The sequence below is a fragment of the Mycobacterium sp. RTGN6 genome (assembly GCF_033804605.1).
Taxonomy (GTDB): Bacteria; Actinomycetota; Actinomycetes; order Mycobacteriales; family Mycobacteriaceae; genus Mycobacterium.
Genome location: NZ_JAPZKZ010000002.1, coordinates 158,324 through 176,238, shown reverse-complemented (window position 1 = coordinate 176,238; position 17,915 = coordinate 158,324). Strand labels below are relative to the sequence as shown.

At 67.9% G+C, this 17,915-nt stretch carries 22 protein-coding genes; 9 read left to right on the top strand and 13 right to left on the bottom strand.

The annotated features are described in order from the left end of the window. Positions 1-128 precede the first annotated feature (128 nt). Positions 129-884: an enoyl-CoA hydratase/isomerase family protein gene (locus SLQ33_RS05150; protein WP_413467583.1), complete on the top strand. Its 756-nt coding sequence runs from the start codon at positions 129-131 to the stop codon at positions 882-884. On the opposite strand, the gene SLQ33_RS05145 is transcribed toward SLQ33_RS05150, so the two are convergent. The 6 genes from SLQ33_RS05145 to SLQ33_RS05120 form a co-directional block, all read right to left on the bottom strand. After that, the gene (locus tag SLQ33_RS05145; protein WP_319452724.1) at positions 881-1,432 is read right to left on the bottom strand and encodes an isochorismatase family protein; all 552 of its coding nucleotides are present in this window, start codon (positions 1,430-1,432) and stop codon (positions 881-883) included. The two genes, SLQ33_RS05150 and SLQ33_RS05145, sit on opposite strands and share 4 nt — an antisense overlap. A gap of 10 nt (positions 1,433-1,442) precedes the next feature. Continuing rightward, positions 1,443-2,732, bottom strand: a complete 1,290-nt coding sequence (locus SLQ33_RS05140; RefSeq protein ID WP_319452723.1) for a hypothetical protein — start codon at positions 2,730-2,732, stop codon at positions 1,443-1,445. Next, complete coding sequence (locus tag SLQ33_RS05135; protein ID WP_319452722.1) at positions 2,729-3,178, bottom strand: hypothetical protein; 450 nt, start codon at positions 3,176-3,178, stop codon at positions 2,729-2,731. Before SLQ33_RS05135 ends, SLQ33_RS05140 begins: the two co-directional genes overlap by 4 nt. Continuing rightward, the gene (locus SLQ33_RS05130; protein WP_319452721.1) at positions 3,175-3,375 is read right to left on the bottom strand and encodes a hypothetical protein; all 201 of its coding nucleotides are present in this window, start codon (positions 3,373-3,375) and stop codon (positions 3,175-3,177) included. The genes SLQ33_RS05135 and SLQ33_RS05130 overlap by 4 nt, the downstream gene beginning before the upstream one ends. Continuing rightward, on the bottom strand, positions 3,375-5,213 hold the full coding sequence (locus tag SLQ33_RS05125; protein WP_319452720.1) for a hypothetical protein: 1,839 nt from the start codon (positions 5,211-5,213) through the stop codon (positions 3,375-3,377). The genes SLQ33_RS05130 and SLQ33_RS05125 overlap by 1 nt, the downstream gene beginning before the upstream one ends. 140 nt (positions 5,214-5,353) lie before the next feature. Next, the gene (locus tag SLQ33_RS05120; RefSeq protein WP_319452719.1) at positions 5,354-6,151 is read right to left on the bottom strand and encodes a CDP-diacylglycerol diphosphatase; all 798 of its coding nucleotides are present in this window, start codon (positions 6,149-6,151) and stop codon (positions 5,354-5,356) included. Between the two features lie 259 nt (positions 6,152-6,410). On the opposite strand from SLQ33_RS05120, the gene SLQ33_RS05115 reads away from it, so the two are divergent. Beyond that, positions 6,411-6,986: a hypothetical protein gene (locus tag SLQ33_RS05115; RefSeq protein WP_319452718.1), complete on the top strand. Its 576-nt coding sequence runs from the start codon at positions 6,411-6,413 to the stop codon at positions 6,984-6,986. Here SLQ33_RS05115 and SLQ33_RS05110 read toward each other — a convergent pair. Then, the gene (locus tag SLQ33_RS05110) at positions 6,914-7,561 is read right to left on the bottom strand and encodes an FMN-binding negative transcriptional regulator (RefSeq protein WP_319452717.1); all 648 of its coding nucleotides are present in this window, start codon (positions 7,559-7,561) and stop codon (positions 6,914-6,916) included. The genes SLQ33_RS05115 and SLQ33_RS05110 overlap by 73 nt on opposite strands. Positions 7,562-7,753: 192 nt before the next feature. Next, positions 7,754-8,389, bottom strand: a complete 636-nt coding sequence (locus tag SLQ33_RS05105; protein ID WP_319452716.1) for a DUF3887 domain-containing protein — start codon at positions 8,387-8,389, stop codon at positions 7,754-7,756. 105 nt (positions 8,390-8,494) lie between these two features. Here SLQ33_RS05105 and SLQ33_RS05100 point away from each other — a divergent pair, with 105 nt between their 5' ends. The 5 genes from SLQ33_RS05100 (at position 8,495) to SLQ33_RS05080 (ending at position 12,434) form a co-directional block, all read left to right on the top strand. Continuing rightward, positions 8,495-8,797, top strand: coding sequence for a hypothetical protein (locus SLQ33_RS05100; RefSeq protein ID WP_319452715.1), 303 nt, complete (start codon positions 8,495-8,497; stop codon positions 8,795-8,797). Between the two features lie 9 nt (positions 8,798-8,806). Continuing rightward, positions 8,807-9,262 carry a PPOX class F420-dependent oxidoreductase gene (locus SLQ33_RS05095; RefSeq protein ID WP_319452714.1) on the top strand — a complete coding sequence of 152 codons (456 nt, stop codon included), beginning with the start codon at positions 8,807-8,809 and terminating at the stop codon, positions 9,260-9,262. Positions 9,263-9,402: 140 nt separating this feature from the next. Beyond that, a complete protein-coding gene (locus tag SLQ33_RS05090; RefSeq protein WP_319452713.1) occupies positions 9,403-10,650 on the top strand; it encodes a glycosyltransferase family 4 protein in 1,248 nt (415 codons plus the stop codon). Next, positions 10,644-11,360: a class I SAM-dependent methyltransferase gene (locus SLQ33_RS05085; protein WP_319452712.1), complete on the top strand. Its 717-nt coding sequence runs from the start codon at positions 10,644-10,646 to the stop codon at positions 11,358-11,360. The genes SLQ33_RS05090 and SLQ33_RS05085 overlap by 7 nt, the downstream gene beginning before the upstream one ends. A 3-nt stretch (positions 11,361-11,363) precedes the next feature. Beyond that, a complete protein-coding gene (locus tag SLQ33_RS05080; RefSeq protein ID WP_319452711.1) occupies positions 11,364-12,434 on the top strand; it encodes a prenyltransferase in 1,071 nt (356 codons plus the stop codon). 22 nt (positions 12,435-12,456) lie between these two features. Here the strand turns inward: SLQ33_RS05080 and SLQ33_RS05075 are convergent, their stop codons facing one another. Together SLQ33_RS05075 and SLQ33_RS05070 are read right to left on the bottom strand one after the other, a co-directional pair. Next, positions 12,457-13,368 (bottom strand): hypothetical protein, encoded by a 912-nt coding sequence (locus SLQ33_RS05075; RefSeq protein WP_319452710.1) that lies wholly within the window; start codon positions 13,366-13,368, stop codon positions 12,457-12,459. A 162-nt stretch (positions 13,369-13,530) separates the two neighbouring features. Beyond that, positions 13,531-14,190 (bottom strand): class I SAM-dependent methyltransferase, encoded by a 660-nt coding sequence (locus SLQ33_RS05070; protein WP_319452709.1) that lies wholly within the window; start codon positions 14,188-14,190, stop codon positions 13,531-13,533. Between the two features lie 53 nt (positions 14,191-14,243). Here SLQ33_RS05070 and SLQ33_RS05065 point away from each other — a divergent pair, with 53 nt between their 5' ends. After that, positions 14,244-14,813 (top strand): TetR family transcriptional regulator, encoded by a 570-nt coding sequence (locus SLQ33_RS05065; RefSeq protein WP_319452708.1) that lies wholly within the window; start codon positions 14,244-14,246, stop codon positions 14,811-14,813. Here SLQ33_RS05065 and SLQ33_RS05060 read toward each other — a convergent pair. Beyond that, on the bottom strand, positions 14,810-15,421 hold the full coding sequence (locus SLQ33_RS05060; protein ID WP_319452707.1) for a helix-turn-helix domain-containing protein: 612 nt from the start codon (positions 15,419-15,421) through the stop codon (positions 14,810-14,812). The two genes, SLQ33_RS05065 and SLQ33_RS05060, sit on opposite strands and share 4 nt — an antisense overlap. 100 nt (positions 15,422-15,521) lie before the next feature. Here SLQ33_RS05060 and SLQ33_RS05055 point away from each other — a divergent pair, with 100 nt between their 5' ends. Next, positions 15,522-16,877 (top strand): cytochrome P450, encoded by a 1,356-nt coding sequence (locus SLQ33_RS05055; RefSeq protein WP_319452706.1) that lies wholly within the window; start codon positions 15,522-15,524, stop codon positions 16,875-16,877. On the opposite strand, the gene msrA is transcribed toward SLQ33_RS05055, so the two are convergent. Next, on the bottom strand, positions 16,874-17,383 hold the full coding sequence (gene msrA, locus SLQ33_RS05050) for a peptide-methionine (S)-S-oxide reductase MsrA (RefSeq protein WP_319452705.1): 510 nt from the start codon (positions 17,381-17,383) through the stop codon (positions 16,874-16,876). The two genes, SLQ33_RS05055 and msrA, sit on opposite strands and share 4 nt — an antisense overlap. After that, the gene (msrB, locus tag SLQ33_RS05045) at positions 17,380-17,841 is read right to left on the bottom strand and encodes a peptide-methionine (R)-S-oxide reductase MsrB (protein WP_319452704.1); all 462 of its coding nucleotides are present in this window, start codon (positions 17,839-17,841) and stop codon (positions 17,380-17,382) included. Before msrB ends, msrA begins: the two co-directional genes overlap by 4 nt. Positions 17,842-17,915 lie beyond the last annotated feature (74 nt).

Sequence of the window (17,915 nt, the reverse complement as noted above, 5' to 3'; positions counted from 1 at the left end):
GGTGACCTTACGGTGTTCCGAGGGGCGAGACCTTGGCGGGCGAACCGCTGCGACAGGAGCTGAGCCGGTTGAACACACACGCTGAACTGCCCGTTTACCGCACGTTGCAAACTCGCGTTGAGGCCGGTGTGGCCACTCTCACGCTGAACCGGCCCGCCCAGCGCAACGCGATCGGCGACGGCATGCGGGAGGAATTGGCCGACGCCTACACCAGGTGCGACGGCGACGACGCGGTCCGGGTGATCGTGCTGACCGGCACGCCTCCGGCGTTCTGTGCCGGCGCCGATCTGGCCGCGGGCGATGCGACGTTCGACGCCCCGGGGCCGGGGTTCAGCGCGGCGGGCCTCGACGTGCCCGCGTGGTCGCTGAGCAAGCCGGTGATCGCCGCGATCAACGGGCACGCCCTTGGTCTGGGGCTGACGCTGGCGCTGCAGTGCGACGTGAGGTTCTTCGCGGCCGACGCCCGCTACGGCGTGGTGCAGGTCCGCCGCGGCGTCGTCGGCGACGCCTACTCGCACTGGGTACTGCCCCGGCTCGTCGGCATCGCGAACGCGGCGGAAGTCCTGCTGACCGGGGCGACGTTCGACGGCCACCGCGCGGTCGCGCTTGGCCTCGGCAGCCGGGTGCTGCCCGCCGACGAGGTGCTGCCCGCCGCGCTCGAGCTGGCCGCCGACATCGCCACCAACACCGCCCCCATGTCGGTGGCGGCGAGCAAGCGGCTGCTGTGGGACTCGTTCGAGCTGGACCGCGCCGCCGTGGGGCAGCGGGAGACGAACATCCACCTCGCGCTCATGGGACACGACGACGCGAAGGAGGGGGTGCGGGCGTTCCTCGCCAAGCGCCCGCCGGAGTGGACTGGGCGCCCCGTCGACCCAACCCGCTAGACGATGGCGACGCCCGCGGCGCGCAGCGACTCGACGGCGTCGGCCGTGGTTGCCGGTGACACACCTGCGGTCAGGTCGAGCAGCACCCGGGTGGCGAAGCCGGCCGCGACCGCGTCGGCCGCGGTGGCCTTCACGCAGTAGTCGGTGGCGATGCCCACCACGTCGACCTCGTCGACGCCGCGTTCCCGCAACCACTCGGCCAGCGAGGTGCCGTCATCGGAGTGGGCACCCTCGAAACCGCTGTAGGCCGCGGAGTAGTGGCCCTTGTGGAAGACGGCTTCGGCGAGCACCGGGTTGAACCCGGGGTGGAAGTCCTCGCCTGAGGTTCCGACGACGCAGTGCGGCGGCCAGGAGTCCCGGTAGTCGGGGTCGTCGGAGAAGTGGTCGCCCGGGTCGATGTGGTAGTCCTTGGTCGCGACGACGTGGTCGTAGTCGTGCTCGATCAGCAGGTCGGTGATCTTCTGCGCGACTTCGGCGCCGCCGTCGACGGCCAGCGACCCGCCCTCGCAGAAGTCCCGTTGTACGTCGACGACGATCAGCGCCCGCATGGGTCCAACCCTAGCCGCCGAAGAGCAGGTACAACCCGGTGAACGTGTAGCCGACCATCACCAGCATCATGGCCAGCTGGCCCGTCACCTGATGGCCCTTTGGCAGCAGCCACAGCGCCCGGTCGTGCGCGGCGATCACGCCGGCGATGTGCCCGGCCACCACGAAGCAGACCTTCAGCGTCGCCAACACCGACGGATGAAGGGACAGTACGTAATTCACCTCGACGTCGCGGAGCCCGAGCAGCCCGATCACCGTCTGCTGTCCACGCTCGACGAGATACGTCACATAGTGGGCGAACACGTAGCCGATGACGATCGGGATCAGCGAGTGCGCCATCTGCCCCGGCAAGGCCCGCCGCTGCTGCCGCGTCACGCCGCCGGTGGCGCGTGCGGCCAGCCAGAACGTCGCGCCCACCGCCGCCGCGAACACCAGCAGCCCGGCGCTGCGGATCAGCACTGCGCCCGCGGGGAGGGAATCGCTGTGCGCGTCGACGAAGTTGCGCCACTGCGGCATCGCGGAGAAGCTGTCGAACGCCGTCGACCCCAGTAGCACCGCGAGCACCGCCAACGTGCCTGGGCGTACCGGCATCGAGGGTAGGTGGTCGAACGGGTTGCCCAGCGCGACACGGCCATCCGCGTTTCGGCGCAGCGGTGACAGCCGCGATGCGACCACCCCGTACACCTCGAACGGATCGGCGTTGGCCGGCCAGCGCGTCCCGAACACAAGCACGCCAGCCAGCGTCACCGCCAGGTACAGCAGCAGCCAAATCTTCACCGCTGCAAGGGAACCCGGATCGGGGCTGGCTAGTTCGAGCCAGACGAACGCGAACAGGCCCAACGCCGCGGGCCAGTACCCCCAACCCGCGGGATACGCCGTCGGCGGCGGTCGGCGGGACGGCGGCAGCAACCGGTACACGGTGCGAACCGGCGACACCGCGCGCCACACCGGCCCGATCGCCAGCGACACCGCCACCAGCCCCACCCACAGCAGCACGTAGAACACGCCGAGCAGCGGGTTGGCGCCGTCCTGCGGGCCGAACACCGCCGCCAACGTCACCCAGCCCGCGAACAGCAGCCCCGCGATCGCCGCCGCCCACCGCGTCGCAGGCGCGTCCACCGCCGACGTAACCCATTGGGGCAGTGGGCGACCCGGCTTGGCCGGGTCGAATCGCGGCCGCCGCCAGGCGAGCGCGACGACGGCGAACGTGAACGTCAACGCCCACGCTGCGCCGATCAGCGCGTAGGTGTACGGGATCGGAAGATCGGCCGACCCGCCCAACCCGTGGGCGAGAACCGTCACTGCACCGTGATGGTGGCGACCGTCTTCTTCAGTTCGTGGAGTTCGACGTCGACCTTGCCGGGCACGTCGACGGTGAACTGGAACTGCTGCCCGTTCTTGGGCTCCACGGTGAACGTGTGCTCCGGGTTGGAGTGCACGTGCAACTGGTCGGCGGCATCGCTGTTGACCCGGATGACGATGGGCTCGCCGACCGCGCCCTGCAGCGGCTCGTTGGTCGGCGTCACCTCACCACCCTTGATCGTGACGTCGACGACCAGTCGGGTCGGTGGCGACTGATCGTCGGTGAGCTGCGGCGCGGCGGTGGATGCCGGCGGCCCGCTGGGGCTGCTCGACCCGCTCGCTGTGGAGCTGGACGTCTCGGTGCCGGTGGATCCGCCGCAGCCCGCGACGATCAGCGCGGTCGCGGCCAGGGTGAGCAGTGTCCGGGAAAGGGGCGAAGTGGTCACGGGGTTCCATCTTGGTCGGCAGCGCCTGGGCGCTCACTGTGAGGCTCGTCTCCGAGGTCGGCGGCGGCCTCGTCGTCATCGGGTCTGCGCCGATCCCGCATCGCCACGTAGACGACCACGCCGACCACCACCACCGCGGGCGCGAACGCGGGCAGCGCCAGCAGCAGCGTGTGATCGGCGAGGTTTTCGACCGTCATCAGGCGTGCGGCACCGGTTCCTTGGGCCCAGGCGTTACCTCGGCGTCGGTGAACGTATCGCGGGCGTTGATCCGCCCGGCGCCCCACGTCAGCGCGGCGATGAGCACCAGCGTGCAGGCCAACACCACCAGTGCGGCGACGGTGAACAACCACGACGGGTGGTTCTGGTTGCGCTCGCGCTGAAGGATGGTGAGCTCACCGACGAACGGCCGGGTGCTCGACGCCAGGGCGGGCGTCTCGACGGCACCGATGCCGGGGTCGGCGGGTAGGAAGATCGGAACGCCGGCCATGGTGTTGCCGTCCTGCACGCGCAGCAACGTCTTCCACGAACCCCACACCGGGATCGGCTGCGTCGAGCGGTAATGGCCCTCACCGACCTTCTCCAGCTTGTCGATGGCCAGCCCGCGGTCGTTGGCCAGGCCACCCTGCCAGGCCAGGATCGTGACCCACTCGGGGTCGGAGCTGATCAGGTCGCTTGGGGCGATCCGCACGTCCGCCGAGACCATGCGCTTGCCCGCGTCGCTGGACAGGTCCATCAACGTGATCGTGGCGTTGGCGTTCGCGGGCACCTCGGTACGTAGCCCGTTGGCGACCGCGCCGCCGATGACCAGCACGGTGACGACGACGGCCGTGATGCCGAGCGCGGACCGCGGCAGCCGTTGCCCGGTGAGCACCATGCCGAGCAATGCGCCGCAGACACCCATCCCGACCGCGACTGGCACCGACATGGCCAGCGCCTCCGGCCACATGCTCGTCGGCCACGGGTAGTGGTAGACCGCGTCGATCCAGAACGACTCGAGCCAGAGGCCGACGGTGCCGACGCCGAGCCCGGCGACCGCGCCGAAGAGGATCGGCTTCTTCAACAGCGGCGTCAGGGCGATGAGTTCGACCACCAGCGCCGGGCCGAGATAGAGCGCGAACCAGCTTGTCGGACCACCGAATACCGGGCCGACGACCAGCGACACGGCACCGCGTAGCACGACCGCCAGCGCGGCGGCGATGAGCGCGGCACCACGGCCGAGCACCATGCGGGCGGCCACTGCGGCAAGCGCCGCGGCGGCGGCGATCATCATGGGCTGCTGCACCAACCGGAACTGCTCGACGCCGAAGTCGTACTCGATCTGGAACACCGACAGCCCGATGAACAGGCCGCCGAACGACAAGTAGCGCAACAGCTTCAGGTACCAGGTGTCGTCCGTCTGGTCTCCCGGGGGCATGACCCGTCTGCCCTCGTACTCCAGCAGCAGCACGGAGATGAGCGACAGTCCTGCACCGCCGATCAGCATGAGATGCGTTGGGCCCCAAAGCGTGACGTCCTGGCCGAAGATGCGGTGCCAGATGTCGTCGAGCGGGAATCCGATGAGCGCGTACAGCCCGCACAGCGCCATCAGCACACCGCCGACCGGCGCGAACCAGGTGCGGGTGATGCGTATCGCGGCGGGACCTGGCTTGTCGTAGGGCTGGACGATCGCGAGGGTGCCCGCGATGAAGAGCAGGAAGAGCCCGAACAGGATGAAGTAGTGGGCGGGGTTGGCCAGCGGACCGGGGTCGCGGCCCTTGCCGATGTGCAGGCTGACGTCCCAGATGAAGCCGAACAGCGCCGCGATGATCGTCGCGGTGAACAGGAACACCTGCAGTGCCACCCACGGCGGGCGCTTGAACTTGGTGCCCAACCGTTCCGCCAGGTTCTTCAGCCACGTGATGCGGCGTTGGCGGTGGAGGTAGCCGATCCACAGCAGCGCGAGGGACACCACCGCTGCGACGGCCGACATGCCGATTACCTGGTCGAGCGCGGCGCCGCCACCCTCGTTGGCCGCTGCAAGGGACTCCGTCGTCATTGCCTGCTCATTCCCATCCGGTGAGTGGAGCAACCATTCTTACTGGTCGGTAATGTTGCCAGAATCCGCTAGGTGAAACCAGGGGTACCGGGTAATTACCTGGGCTAACGGACCATCAAGGCGCCAGAATCATGGCGTCGTCATTTGCTCCACTGGCCTCTCGGCGGCGGGCATGCGTCGTGGTTCTGCAGTTCCTCGCCGCCGGCTTCCACACCCGCCGCGGGATCGGCGCGGTCCGACAGCAGCACGAAACCCGGCCGGCCGTCGGCGAGGTACGCGCCCACCACCACCAGTGTCTCGGCGCCCATGTCGGCCTTCGCGCCGACGACACCGTCGGCCAGCATCACGAACGGGTCGACGCCGTCGAGGTCGTCGCCGGCTACGACGGTGGCCAGATAGTCGTGTCCGGCCAGCGGCTCCGGAAACGGAGTCCAGGTCGGTCCGAGGCCGTTGACGTTGCGCAACAACGCTTCCCGTACGTCCGCACGCACGCAGTCGACGTGGATGTGAAGCTGGTTCTGGGAGCGGGCCACGGCGGAGTTGATGGCCAGGCTCATCCAGTCGCGCGGGATGGAGGTGCCTGCGCGCTGCTCGACGAAGCTGCGGGCGCGCCACGCCGCCGCGAAGTAGTTGGGCGCGCCCGGTTCGAGCAACTCCGGACTCTCGATGCCGTCGATCCGGTCAGTGGGGATCAGGAGGAATTGCGTTGCGCCGACCAGATCCTTCAGCACGACATAGCCGCCGCGCTCACCACCGGCGAGGTCGACGAGCGCGCACGGGGCGGGGTCGTCGCGCCGTTCCTGATCTGGCACGCACTTGTCGTGAGTGATGATCCACAGCGCGTTCGGATCGGCCAGTGCCGGCGCGGCCAGCGTGATGGCGACGACACACAGTCCGGTGAACAGCCGCGCGAACCGGCTTCGGATCGCGAGGCGCATGCCGAAATCCTAGGCACCTCGCGGCCGGAGCTACTACTGCTCGGGGCGGTAGGCCTCGCCACGACGATTGACGTAGCGGCACGCCAACAGCAGCGCCGTTGGGATCGCCAGCATCGACAGCAGCTGCACAAACTCGCTCATTGGTCGAGTTCACCTCCGCGGGCGCGTTCAGCCCACCATCCAAACGGAATCCTTACGCCGGACCCGGGAAAGTTGACGGTTTCCCATAGCCGGTCGGTGCCCGTCTTAGCCTTGAGGGGTGAAGCTCGCGGCGATGCACCTGACGCAGCGCGACGGCGTCTCCTGCGGTCCCGCCGTCGCCGTGGTCGCGGGCGCGCTGCTCGACCCCGCCTACCGACGCAAGCTCGTCGGCCGCGACGAGCACACCGTCGGCGCGGCGGGTCGGGCGTGGTTCGCCGGAGAGCAGGGCCGAATCCACCTCAGCGTCAACCGGATCTGGCCGCGCCGGTACGGCACGACGCCGATGGGCATCGCCAGGGCGATCAGCGCGCACAGTGCGCGTTACGGCGTGCGGTACCGCTGGCGGCTGTGGTGGGGCCGGCGCGACGGGCTCGCCGACGTGCTGGCCGCGGTCGACGCGGACTGGCCGGTGGCGATGCTGCTCGGCAACGTCGTCCCGCGGCACTGGGCGCTGTTGGTCGGGCGGGATGGAACGCGCGTGCGGTGCTACGAGCCGTCGTCGGGCCAGGTGCGGACCGTCGACCTCGCGGCGATCCGGCAGGCCCGGCTGACGAACCTGGGTTATCCGCGCCCGTTCGCCTTCGTGTTGCCCCGTTCCGGGTCTAGCGCCGCGACCCGCTCGGCCACCGCCTGATCCGTCGGTGAACCGGCGGCCAGCCCGGCGACCACCCCGGCCCGGTTCCGGGCGGGCTGGTTCTGCGACATCTTCGCCTTCGCCTCGACGCGTTCGATGGGCAGTTCGAGTCCGACGATCGCGTTGAGTTGGCCCCGAACGAAGGTCTCCGGAGCGTCGGTCACCCGCCATGCCGTGGCCCGATCAGCCTCGTGGTGGTCGGTCAGCCGCGTGACGAGTTCGCGCACCCAGTCCACGTCGTCGTGGACCACGAGTCGCCCATATGCGTTGAGCACCTCGTAGTTCCACGTGGGGACGACCTTGCCCGTCTCGACCTTGGTGGCGTAGAGGTTCGGTGAGACGTACGCCTGGGCACCGGTGAAGATGGCGACGGACTCGTGGCCGCCCGCTTGCCAGTGCGGGTTCGGTCGGGCCACGTGCCCCAGCAGCGCATGGCGGTCACGGTCGTACAGCAGTGGTAGCGGCGTGACCATCAGACCGGACGGCGTGTGGGTGACCAGCTGGGCGAAACCCGCGCGGGCCAGTGCGGCAGCGGTCTCGTCCTCGGACGGCGCGAACTTCGGCGGCAGGTACACGATCCAGCGTAGAACGCGACCGTTCGTAACTAGAGTTGGGCGCGGAGCTACGAGAGGTGATGCCGTGGACGGGATCGCTGACATGGGGGAACCCGGGGCTGGGGGCGGTACCAGACGACGCCGTCACCGCTCGCGCCAGAGAACTGGCGCAGCGGCCCGCCGATCACGATCATGCTTGGGCGGCTTACTGATTCACGTGGCGGCCGATCCACCAGCACCGCCGGCCACATCGGGATTAAGGATGTACAGGCCGGCTAGCGTTCGATCGTCACGGAAGGTGATGCGAGCGACGAAATCGCCAGCCTCGAAGCTCAAGGGCGTGTTGGTAGTGGTGAAGTCGCCGGCGCGCACGGCGTCAGTGTCTCCGTGGCCCTCGTAGGCCCCAGCCAACCCCACGATGTGAGCCCATGCCTCGGCAAGCCCTTCGTCGGTAAGCCCGTCGCGCATCGTGGCATCGAAGCGCGCGCTGACATCAGCCCACCGGGCATGAGCGAGATCATCGATGACCGTCCTGGCCAGCTCGTCGGCCCCAGGAAGTGCAGTGGTGTTCATGACTCCTCCAGTTCGCGGATCAATCGGCTTTCCATAACGCTGAAAAACGGCCTGACGAGATACACCGAGCACCTCGCCGATCTCCTGCCACGTTCGGCCCGCCTCTCGTGCCTGCTGCACGGCCGCGGTCAGCAACGCCTCGGCCCCGTCCCGAACCTCGTGCGCTGCGCGCACCAACCCGAGCGGATCGTTCTCGCCACGCAGAACCGGGGCAGCGAGGATCTGGCCGAGCTGGCGGTGAAGCTGCTGACCAGTCTCAGTGAACGAACCGGACATGCGTCAATGATGAGTTGACATACATCGATTCGTCAAGCATTCCTTGACGGTATCTGGGGATCAGTTTCGAGAGTCGTTGACATCATTCGAACATATGATCGATAAATGGGTGAGCTCAAGTCGATCGGCCATCACGGCCAGCCCATGCCGCAGGCCTTCCGCCGCGTCGATCCGCCGGTCGCCGTGCTCATCGACCTCGCGGCCGTGTTTCCCCGCGAACCGCACCGGGCGGGCGGCTACCACCCCGCTGGGTTGCAGATGCATTCCGTCGTCGAGGGCACGCTGAGCTGCTGGGGGCTGTGCGAACAGGGCTTCTGGTGGGGGTGGGTGACGTACGAAATCGCCTATGGCGCACAGCGAAAGTCGGTGACGCATTGGATTCCGGCATGGACGTTGCGGCGTCGATAGGCTGAAGCGATGCCCCGAAAGATCGCCACCGCCGACGTCGTCGGACTCGCCGAGCTCCTGGACTTCGTACGGCCGCGCCACCGCATGGTGCTGACGACCTTCCGCGCGGACGGCTCCCTGCAGAGTTCACCGGTCACCGGCGGCGTCGACGAGGCCGGACGGCTCGTCATCGCCACCTACCCGAAGCGCGCCAAGTCGGCCAACGTGCGGCGTGACCCGCGGGCCAGCGTGACGGTGCTCTCCGACGAGTTCAACGGTCCGTACGTGCAGATCGACGGTGACGCGGAGGTCGTCGCGCTGCCCGCTGCCGTCGAGCCGTTGGTCGACTATTACCGCGCGATCGCCGGCGAACATCCGGACTGGGCCGAGTACCGCCAGGCCATGGTCGATCAGGGAAAGTGCCTGATCAGGGTCACGCCGACCCGCTGGGGCCCGGTGGCCACGGGCGGGTTCCCGCCGGCCTGAGCGCCCGCTGGTCCGGACACCTTGGAGCTGGCTGTGGTAGTCAGACAGGGACGGCCGGATTGCGGAGCATAGGCAGTCAAACTATAGTCTGGACACATGTCCAGAGCCCTTTTACTGACTCTGGCCGCGGTGAATTGACCATGCGCATTGCCCTGCTGTCGTACCGAAGCAAGACGCATTGTGGTGGGCAAGGCGTCTACGTTCGCCACCTGAGCCGGGGTCTCGTCGAGCTTGGTCACGACGTCGAGGTGTTCTCCGGACCGCCATACCCCGACGGCCTCGACCCGAGGGTGAGGCTCACCGAGGTGCCGAGCCTGGACCTCTACCGCGAACCCGACCCGTTCCGCATCCCGCGTCCCAGCGAGCTGCACGATCGCATCGACGTGCTCGAACTGCTCGCCACGTGGACGTCGGCCTTCCCGGAGCCGAAGACGTTCTGCCTGCGCATGGCGCGCATCCTCGCCGCGCGCCGTGACGAGTTCGACGTCGTGCACGACAACCAGAGCCTCGGCACCGGGCTGCTGGACATCGCGGAGCTCGGCCTGCCGGTGGTCGCCACCGTCCACCACCCGATCACCCGCGACCGGGTGCTCGACGTCGCCGCAGCCAAGTGGTGGCGAAAGCCGTTGGTACGCAGATGGTATGGCTTTGCCGAGATGCAGAAGCAGGTGGCGCGAGAGCTTCCCGAACTGCTGACGGTGTCGTCCACGTCAGCGAAGGACATCGTCGAGGACTTCGCGGTGTCGCCCGAACAACTGCACGTCGTGCCCCTCGGCGTCGACACCGAACTGTTCAAGCCCGCCGAGCATCGGGTGCGCAACCGCATCGTCGCGATCGCCAGCGCCGACGTTCCGCTCAAGGGCGTCAGTCACCTGCTGCACGCCGTTGCGCGGCTGCGCGTCGAACGCGACCTCGAGCTGCAGCTGGTCTCGAAGCTGGAGCCCAACGGGCCCACCGAGAAGCTGATCGCGGAATTGGGTATCTCCGACATCGTGCACAGTTCCAGCGGGCTCACTGACGCCGAGCTCGCCGCTCTGCTGTCGTCGGCCGAAGTGGCCTGCATTCCCTCACTGTACGAAGGCTTTTCGCTGCCCGCCGTTGAGGCGATGGCCAGCGGCACGCCCATCGTCGCAAGCCGCGCCGGGGCGCTTCCCGAGGTGGTTGGGGTCGACGGCGAGTGCGCGCGCCTCGTCCATCCCGGCGACGTCGACGAACTGACCCGGGTGCTGGGCGAACTGCTCGACTCGCCGCTGGAGCTGCGTCGGCTCGGAGCCGCGGGCCGCCGCCGCGCGGTGGACGTATTCAGTTGGGAATCCGTGGCCGCGCAGACCGTTTCGGTCTACGAACGTGCCTGCGAACGAGTGCAGAACAGGACCACTACGTGCTGACCGTCGACTTCGACCAGCTGGGCGTCGGCCCGGGTAGCTCCGTCATCGACGTCGGGTGCGGCGCGGGCAGGCATTCCTTCGAGGCGTTCCGGCGGGGAGCCGACGTCGTCGCATTCGACCAGAGCGTCGAAGACCTCAATGACGTCGACGCCATCCTCCAGGCCATGCAGGCCCAAGGCGAAGCGCCCTCCTCGGCCAAGGCGGAGGCCGTCAAAGGCGACGCGTTGGACCTGCCCTATGCCGACGGTTCGTTCGACTGCGTCATCGCCTCGGAGATCCTCGAGCACGTTCCGGAGGACGACCGGGCCATCGACGAGCTCGTCCGGGTGCTCAAGCCCGGCGGCCGGCTGGCGGTCACGGTTCCGCGATGGTTGCCGGAGAAGATCTGTTGGATGCTGTCCGACGAGTACCACGCCAACGAGGGTGGTCACATCCGCATCTACCACGCCGACGCGCTGCACGCGAAGGTCGCTGCCCGAGGCTTGACGTTCGACCACAGTCACCACGCGCACGCCCTGCACTCGCCGTTCTGGTGGCTGAAATGCGCCGTGGGCGTTGACAAGCCGAAGCATCCCGCCGTGACGGCCTACCACAAGTTGCTGGTGTGGGACATGATGTCGCGGCCGTGGCTGACCCGAAACGCCGAAGCGGTGCTGAACCCGCTCATCGGCAAGAGCGTCGCACTGTACTTCAGCAAGCCGGTGGTGTGAGTGGTGCGACGGCCTGAGCCACCCGGTGTACCAGGTGTGCTGACGCCTGCGCAGTGCCGCCAGACCGCGGAATCCATTGCCGCCACTCAGGAGTCGTCCGGCGCGCTGCCCTGGTTCGTCGGCGGGCACACCGACCCATGGGACCACGTCGAGAACGCGATGGCGCTGACGGTCGGCGGGCTATGGGAGCAGGCCAGAGCCGGATTCGACTGGTGCCGTAGGACGCAACGAGCCGACGGTTCGTGGCCGATCCAGCTGCGCAACGGCGTGGTCGAGGATGCCAACAGCGACAGCAACTTCTGTGCGTACGTTGCGACCGGCGTGTGGCACCACGTGCTCGTCACGCAGGACCGGGGCTTCGCGGAAACCATGTGGCCCGTGGTCAGCAGGGCCGTCGACTTCGTACTGACGATGCAACTGACCGGCGGCGAGATCGCCTGGGCCAGAAGCGATGCAGGCATCGTTCAGGACGCACTGCTGACCGGGTGCGCGAGCATCTACCACAGCATCCGCTGCGCGCTGGCCCTGGCGAACTACGTCGACGAACCGCAGCCCGAGTGGGAGGTGGCCGTCGGTCAGCTCGGCCACGTCATCGCCGAGCATCCAGAAGCGTTCAACACCAAGGACTCCCACGCAATGGAGTGGTACTACCCGGTGCTCACCGGCGCACTGCGCGGCCCAGCGGCCAAGGCGCGCATCGATGCCCGCTGGGACCAGTTCGTGGTGCCGGGCTTGGGCATTCGCTGCGTCGACCACCGGCCGTGGGTCACCGGCGCCGAGACGTGCGAGCTGGTCATGTCACTCGATGCGATTGGGGACTCGGCCCGCGCCCACGAGCAGTTCGCCGCTATGCACCACCTGCGCGAGCACGACGGATCCTATTGGACCGGACTGGTGTTCGCCGACGGCAAGCGCTGGCCCGAGGAACGCACCACCTGGACGGGTGCGGCGATGATCCTGGCCGCGGACGCGCTGACGTCGACGACAGCGGGCAGCGGCATCTTCCGCGGGGCCGACCTGCCGCGCGGTCTCGAGGGTGAGTTCGACTGCGCCTGCGCGGCCAGCGAACGCTAGCCCTCAACCGCGCGAACGCCGATTACCGCCACGCTTTTTCGTAAGAAGCGTGGCAGAAACGAACACTCGCCAGCCATGGGCAACCCCGTTCGCGTAGCGCCGCGACCGATCGCTCGACGATGATCCACGGTCGTTGATAGAGGATCTCGGCATTCACTCGGATGAGAATCCAGCCCAGAGCCGCCAGTTCGGCATTGCGGTCGATGTCGCGGGAGCGCCGCAACGGATCGATCCAGTGCTGCGGACCGTCGTACTCAACTCCGACTTTGAACTCGGGCCATCCCATGTCGATCCGGGCGAAGACGTGACCCCAGCGATTGCGTTCCTTGATCTGCGTCACCGGACGCTTCATGCCCGCATCGATGAGAACCAGCCGCGTGTGCGTCTCCTGAGGTGACTCCGCGCCGCCGTCCATTAGGTCGACGACGGTGCGGAGTTGTACGATTCCGCGTGCGCCCTTGTGCTGGCGCAGCACTGAGTTCACTTGCGGCGCAGTCACACCGGTGGCATTGGCGAGTGCATCGACTTGTGCAACCGCTCTCCGGAGCCGCGGTCGGCGGCCGAGATCGAATGCCGTGCGGGCGGGTGACGTCGTTGGTATGCCACGCACCTCGCACACTTCGTCGTCACGAAGCCGGTCGCGGTGAATCACTATGTCGCTGGTGCTCTCGCGGGTTCGAGTGAGTTCGGCGGGCTCGTCATCCTCGATCCACCCGCTACCGAGTAGCGCGGCGGCGGAGCGACCAGCCACTGTCGCCGTGCGGTCCGACCAGAGCCATGCAGCGACCGCGCGTTTGGCCGGAGTGAGCTCGCCCTCCGTAGGCAGGTAGACGTTGCGGTAGATGAGGGTGTTCCTGCTCGCCAGAGTGCGGCGGGTGAACCTGCCAGCTGCGACGGCTTCGGTTCCGATGAAGGGTTCGCCAATATTTGCCATGCGTCCACGGCACCGCGCGCGTGCGACGACCTAGGCACATCAGGGCCGTACCGGTACCCCCGCAGTGGATGAACTCCAGGCTGTGGATGGACGGCTCGCCGAGTGCCGGGTTTTGTGACGCAATATCGGGAAAATGCGTGGCGGTAATCGTCGTTCGGCGGATTAGGCGGCCGGTGCCACCCGCTCCAGCACGCGCAACGTGCCCGTCGCCGACACCTCGGTGAACTCACCGGAGTCCAACGCGCGGCGGTAGATGTGGAACGGCGCCTGGCCGCCCTCGTCGGGGTTGGGGAAGACGTCGTGGATGACGAGCCCGCCGCCGACGGCCACCCACTTGGCCCAGCCAGTGAAGTCGCGCTGTGCCGCCTCCTCGGTGTGGCCGCCGTCAATAAACAAGAACCGCAACGGAGTTCGCCACGACTTGGCAACCAGCGTCGAGCGGCCCACCACGGCGACGACGTGCTCGTCCACGCCCGCCGCGTCGAGCGTGTGCCGCAGCGTCGGCAACGTGTCGAACAAGCCGGTGACGGGATCCACCATGGACGTGTCGTGGTACTCCCACCCCGGCTGGTGTTCCTCGGATCCGTGATGGTGGTCGATCGTGTAGACCACCCCGCCGGTCTGCTGGGCCGCCGCGCCGAGCAGCACCGTCGACTTGCCGCAGTAGGTGCCGATCTCGACGCCGGTCCCGTCGCCGAGGTAGCGCACGGCCGCGTCGTAGAGCGCACGTCCCTCGTCGGCCGGCATGAATCCGGTGACCTGCTCGGCCAGGGCGAACAGGCGGGCGGCAGATGGCGGCAACGCGATGTCGGTGGAGCTCATGCGGGCTAACCTACCGTTGCCGCTAGGAGGGTGTTGTAGTAGCGTCCAGACACGTGTCCGATCCGACCTTGGAGTCGACTCGGCGCCGTCTGACCGCCAAGCAGGCCGACACCGTCGATCGCCTCGGAAGGGCCGCGGTCGAGCTCCTGAACCGCGAGGGCTTCGCAGGCCTCACGGTACGTCGCGTGGCCGCCGAAGCCGGCGTCGGTGCGGCCACCGCGTACACCTACTTCTCCAGCAAGGAACACCTCGTCGCCGAGGTGTTCTGGCGGCGGCTCGCGTCAGCGGCACCCGTCGGGCACGAGTCCGACGATCGCGCCACGCGAGTGATCGACGTGCTCCACCACATCGCGTTGCTGATGGCCGACGAGCCAGAGTTCGCCGGCGCCGTGACGAATGCGCTGCTCGGCCGCGACCCCGACGTGGAAGTGCTACGACAGCGGATCGGCCGCGACATCCGCGAGCGGCTGGCCGCGGCGCTTGGGCCCGACACCGATCCCGACGTCATCGAATCGCTGGAGATGCTGTACTCGGGCGCGTTGGTGCGGGCGGGGATGGGCTACGCGTCGTACGCCGACATCGCGCGGCGGCTGGAGAAGTCGGCGCGCCTGATGCTCGGTTAGGGCGTCAGCCCCAGCAGCGCTCGAGTGGCAGCGGCGGACGACGCGGCGATCTCCCGCACGTCGCGTCCGTCCTCGACGTAGGACGCGGTGAGCTCCCGCAGTCCGCCGAGCAAGATGAGGGCCAGCTCCCGCGAAATCGGTTGCAGCCCAGCATGTTGGAAGCCCGGGCTGACGCTGATTCCGATCAGCATGTCGGACAGGTGGTCCATCGCGAGCCGATGCAGCGCGCTCGCCGCCTCGCCGAGCGCAGGCGCCTCACGGATCCAGCTCAACGTGATGGCGGGGCGCGCCGAGATGTGATCGATGTATGCGGTGAGTGCGGCCTCGACCTGTCCGTGGGGCGCGGCCTCGAGGTCGACGGCGGCCAGGATGCCGGCGATCATGTCCTCGTTGTTGGTACGCAGCAGGTCGATGAAGCACTCTTCCTTGCTGGCGAACTGGTCGTAGAAGGTGCGCTTGCTGGTCTTGGCGTGGCGGACGATGTCGGCGACGGTGGTGTCCCGGTAGCCCCGCTCGTCGATCGACTGCGCAAGGCCTTCGAGCAGCCGGTCGCGGAAAGCGTCGGCCCCCGGGCCCGTCTGAGTCGACTCGTTGAGCGTGGTCGTCACGAGGCCTCCTCCAGACTCTTGCGCGGGCACGGTACTTACCGGTACCGTACCGTACTAACCTGTGGTACACCGTAGTACCACCAGATGACGGGAGCCCCGCATGACGGAAGCAACCATCGCCGAAGCCCCAACGACCCCGCCGTCGCCGAAGCCGGTCAACCTCCCACCGGGCCCGCGCCTTCCCAAGTTCATCCAGGGGTTCGCGTACGCCGTGTCCCGGACGTGGACGGTCGAGCGCCTGACGCGCCGCTATGGCGACGTCTTCACCATGACCCTGCCGGTGTTCGGCCGCGCGGTCGTCATCGCCGATCCGGTGTTGGCCAAGCAACTCTTCACCGCCAACACCGACGACGTCGGCAACATCCAGCCGAACCTCAGCCGCGTCCTCGGACCGGGTTCGGTGTTCGCGCTCGACGGAGCCGAGCACAAACGACGTCGCCGCCTGCTCACGCCGCCGTTCCACGGCAAGAGCATCAAGAACTACGAGCGGATCTTCGAGGAGGAGACGCTGCGCGAGATGGCGGCCTGGCCGCAGGGTCAGGAGTTCGAGACGCTGGAGCCGATGATGCGGATCACGCTGAACGCCATCCTGCGCGCCGTCTTCGGTGCCGCCGGTGAACGCCTCGACGAGTTGCGCCGCATCATCCCGCCGTGGGTGACGCTCGGATCGCGGCTGGCAGTGCTCCCCGCCCCGTCGCGCAACTACGGCGGTCGGTTCAGCCCGTGGGGCCGGCTGGCCGGGTACCGGCGCGAGTACGACGCCGTCATCGACCAGCTGATCGCCGACGTGAAGGCCGACCCCGAGCTCGAGACTCGCGACGACGTGCTCGCCCTGCTGCTCCGCAGCACCTACGAGGACGGTTCGGCGATGTCGAATCGCGACATCGCCGACGAACTGTTGACGCTGCTGGCCGCGGGGCACGAGACCACTGCATCGACGCTCGCGTGGGCGTTCGAACGCGTCACCCGCCATCCCGAGGTGCTCACGAAATTGGAGGCCGAGGCGGCCACCGATGACAACGAGTACCGCCAGGCCGCCATCCTCGAGATCCAGCGCGTGCGCACCGTCATCGACTTCGCGGGCCGCCACGTCTACGCGCCGACGTTCGAACTGGGCGAGTGGGTGATCCCGAAGGGTTACTCGGTCACGGTCGCGATCAACAAGATGCACGGGCGGACCGACGAGTTCCCGGATGCGGATCGCTTCGACCCGCAGCGGTTCCTCGGCCAACGTCCCGGGCTGTCGTTCATGCCGTTCGGCGGCGGCACCCGGCGGTGCGTCGGCGCGGTCTTCGCCAACGTCGAGATGGACGTGGTGCTGCGAACGGTCTTGCGCCACTTCGCCATCGAGACCACTGACGCCCCGGACGAGAAGATCCACTCGCGCGGTGTCGCCTACACCCCGAAGGCCGGCGGCCGCGTGGTGATGCGTCGCCGCACCACCACGCTGGGTTAAACCTCGGCGCGCTTGGGCAGCGTCCAGCCCGGCCGCGGGAAGTGGCAGGTGTACCCGCTGGGGTACTTCTGCAGGTAGTCCTGATGCTCGGGCTCGGCCTGCCAGAAGTCACTGGCCGGCGTCACCTCGGTGACCACCTTGCCGGGCCACAGGCCCGAGGCGTCCACGTCGGCGATGGTGTCCAGCGCGACGCGCTTCTGCTCGTCGTCGGTGAAGAAGATCGCCGACCGATAGCTGCTTCCGCGGTCGTTGCCCTGACGGTCCTTGGTGGTCGGATCGTGGATCTGGAAGAAGAACTCCAGCAGGTTGCGGAAGTCGGTTTGCGTTGGGTCGTAGACGATCTCGAGCGCCTCAGCGTGCCCGGGGTGGTTGCGGTAGGTGGCGTTCGCATTCTGCCCGCCGGTGTAGCCGACCCGCGTCGACACCACGCCGGGCTGCCTGCGCACCAGGTCCTGCATGCCCCAGAAGCAGCCGCCTGCCAGGATCGCGGTCTTGTTGTCGCTCATGCCTGAGCCTCCTTCTTCGTGAAGAGCTTCTTGTAGTCTCCGTAGCCCTGCGCCTCGAGGTCATCGAGATGGATGAACTTCAGCGAAGCCGAGTTGATGCAGTAGCGCAAGCCTCCCTCGGCGCGCGGACCGTCCTTGAACACGTGCCCGAGGTGACTGTCGCCGTGCTTCGAGCGGACTTCGGTGCGCAGCATCAAGTGGCTGAAGTCGCGCTTGTCCACCACGTTGTCCGGATCGACGGGCTTGGTGAAACTCGGCCAGCCGGTGCCGCTGTCGAACTTGTCCACCGAGGCGAACAACGGCTCACCGGACACCACGTCGACGTAGATACCCGGCTCGTGGTTGTCCCAGTACTCGCCGGTGAACGCGCGCTCGGTGCCGCTCTCCTGCGTGACGTGGTACTGCTCGGGTGACAGCGCGCCCACGGCGTCCGGATTCTTGTTGTACTCCCTTGCCACTGGTCCTCCTAAGGTTGGCACTCCTACAACCTCACGTGGCATTTGGTTAGTTCCCGTTTCGGGACCTCGTCGAC

Bases quoted from the DNA above. Each gene is read 5' to 3' on its own strand.
- SLQ33_RS05120 (WP_319452719.1), bottom strand. From the start codon at position 6,151: ATGCGCCTCGCGATCCGAAGCCGGTTCGCGCGGCTGTTCACCGGACTG.
- SLQ33_RS05125 (WP_319452720.1), bottom strand. From the start codon at position 5,213: ATGACGACGGAGTCCCTTGCAGCGGCCAACGAGGGTGGCGGCGCCGCG.
- SLQ33_RS05095 (WP_319452714.1), top strand. From the start codon at position 8,807: ATGCCCCGAAAGATCGCCACCGCCGACGTCGTCGGACTCGCCGAGCTC.
- SLQ33_RS05105 (WP_319452716.1), bottom strand. From the start codon at position 8,389: ATGTCCGGTTCGTTCACTGAGACTGGTCAGCAGCTTCACCGCCAGCTC.
- SLQ33_RS05055 (WP_319452706.1), top strand. From the start codon at position 15,522: ATGACGGAAGCAACCATCGCCGAAGCCCCAACGACCCCGCCGTCGCCG.
- msrA (WP_319452705.1), bottom strand. From the start codon at position 17,383: ATGAGCGACAACAAGACCGCGATCCTGGCAGGCGGCTGCTTCTGGGGC.
- SLQ33_RS05090 (WP_319452713.1), top strand. From the start codon at position 9,403: ATGCGCATTGCCCTGCTGTCGTACCGAAGCAAGACGCATTGTGGTGGG.
- SLQ33_RS05130 (WP_319452721.1), bottom strand. From the start codon at position 3,375: ATGACGGTCGAAAACCTCGCCGATCACACGCTGCTGCTGGCGCTGCCC.
- SLQ33_RS05075 (WP_319452710.1), bottom strand. From the start codon at position 13,368: ATGGCAAATATTGGCGAACCCTTCATCGGAACCGAAGCCGTCGCAGCT.
- SLQ33_RS05145 (WP_319452724.1), bottom strand. From the start codon at position 1,432: ATGCGGGCGCTGATCGTCGTCGACGTACAACGGGACTTCTGCGAGGGC.
- SLQ33_RS05100 (WP_319452715.1), top strand. From the start codon at position 8,495: ATGGGTGAGCTCAAGTCGATCGGCCATCACGGCCAGCCCATGCCGCAG.
- SLQ33_RS05070 (WP_319452709.1), bottom strand. From the start codon at position 14,190: ATGAGCTCCACCGACATCGCGTTGCCGCCATCTGCCGCCCGCCTGTTC.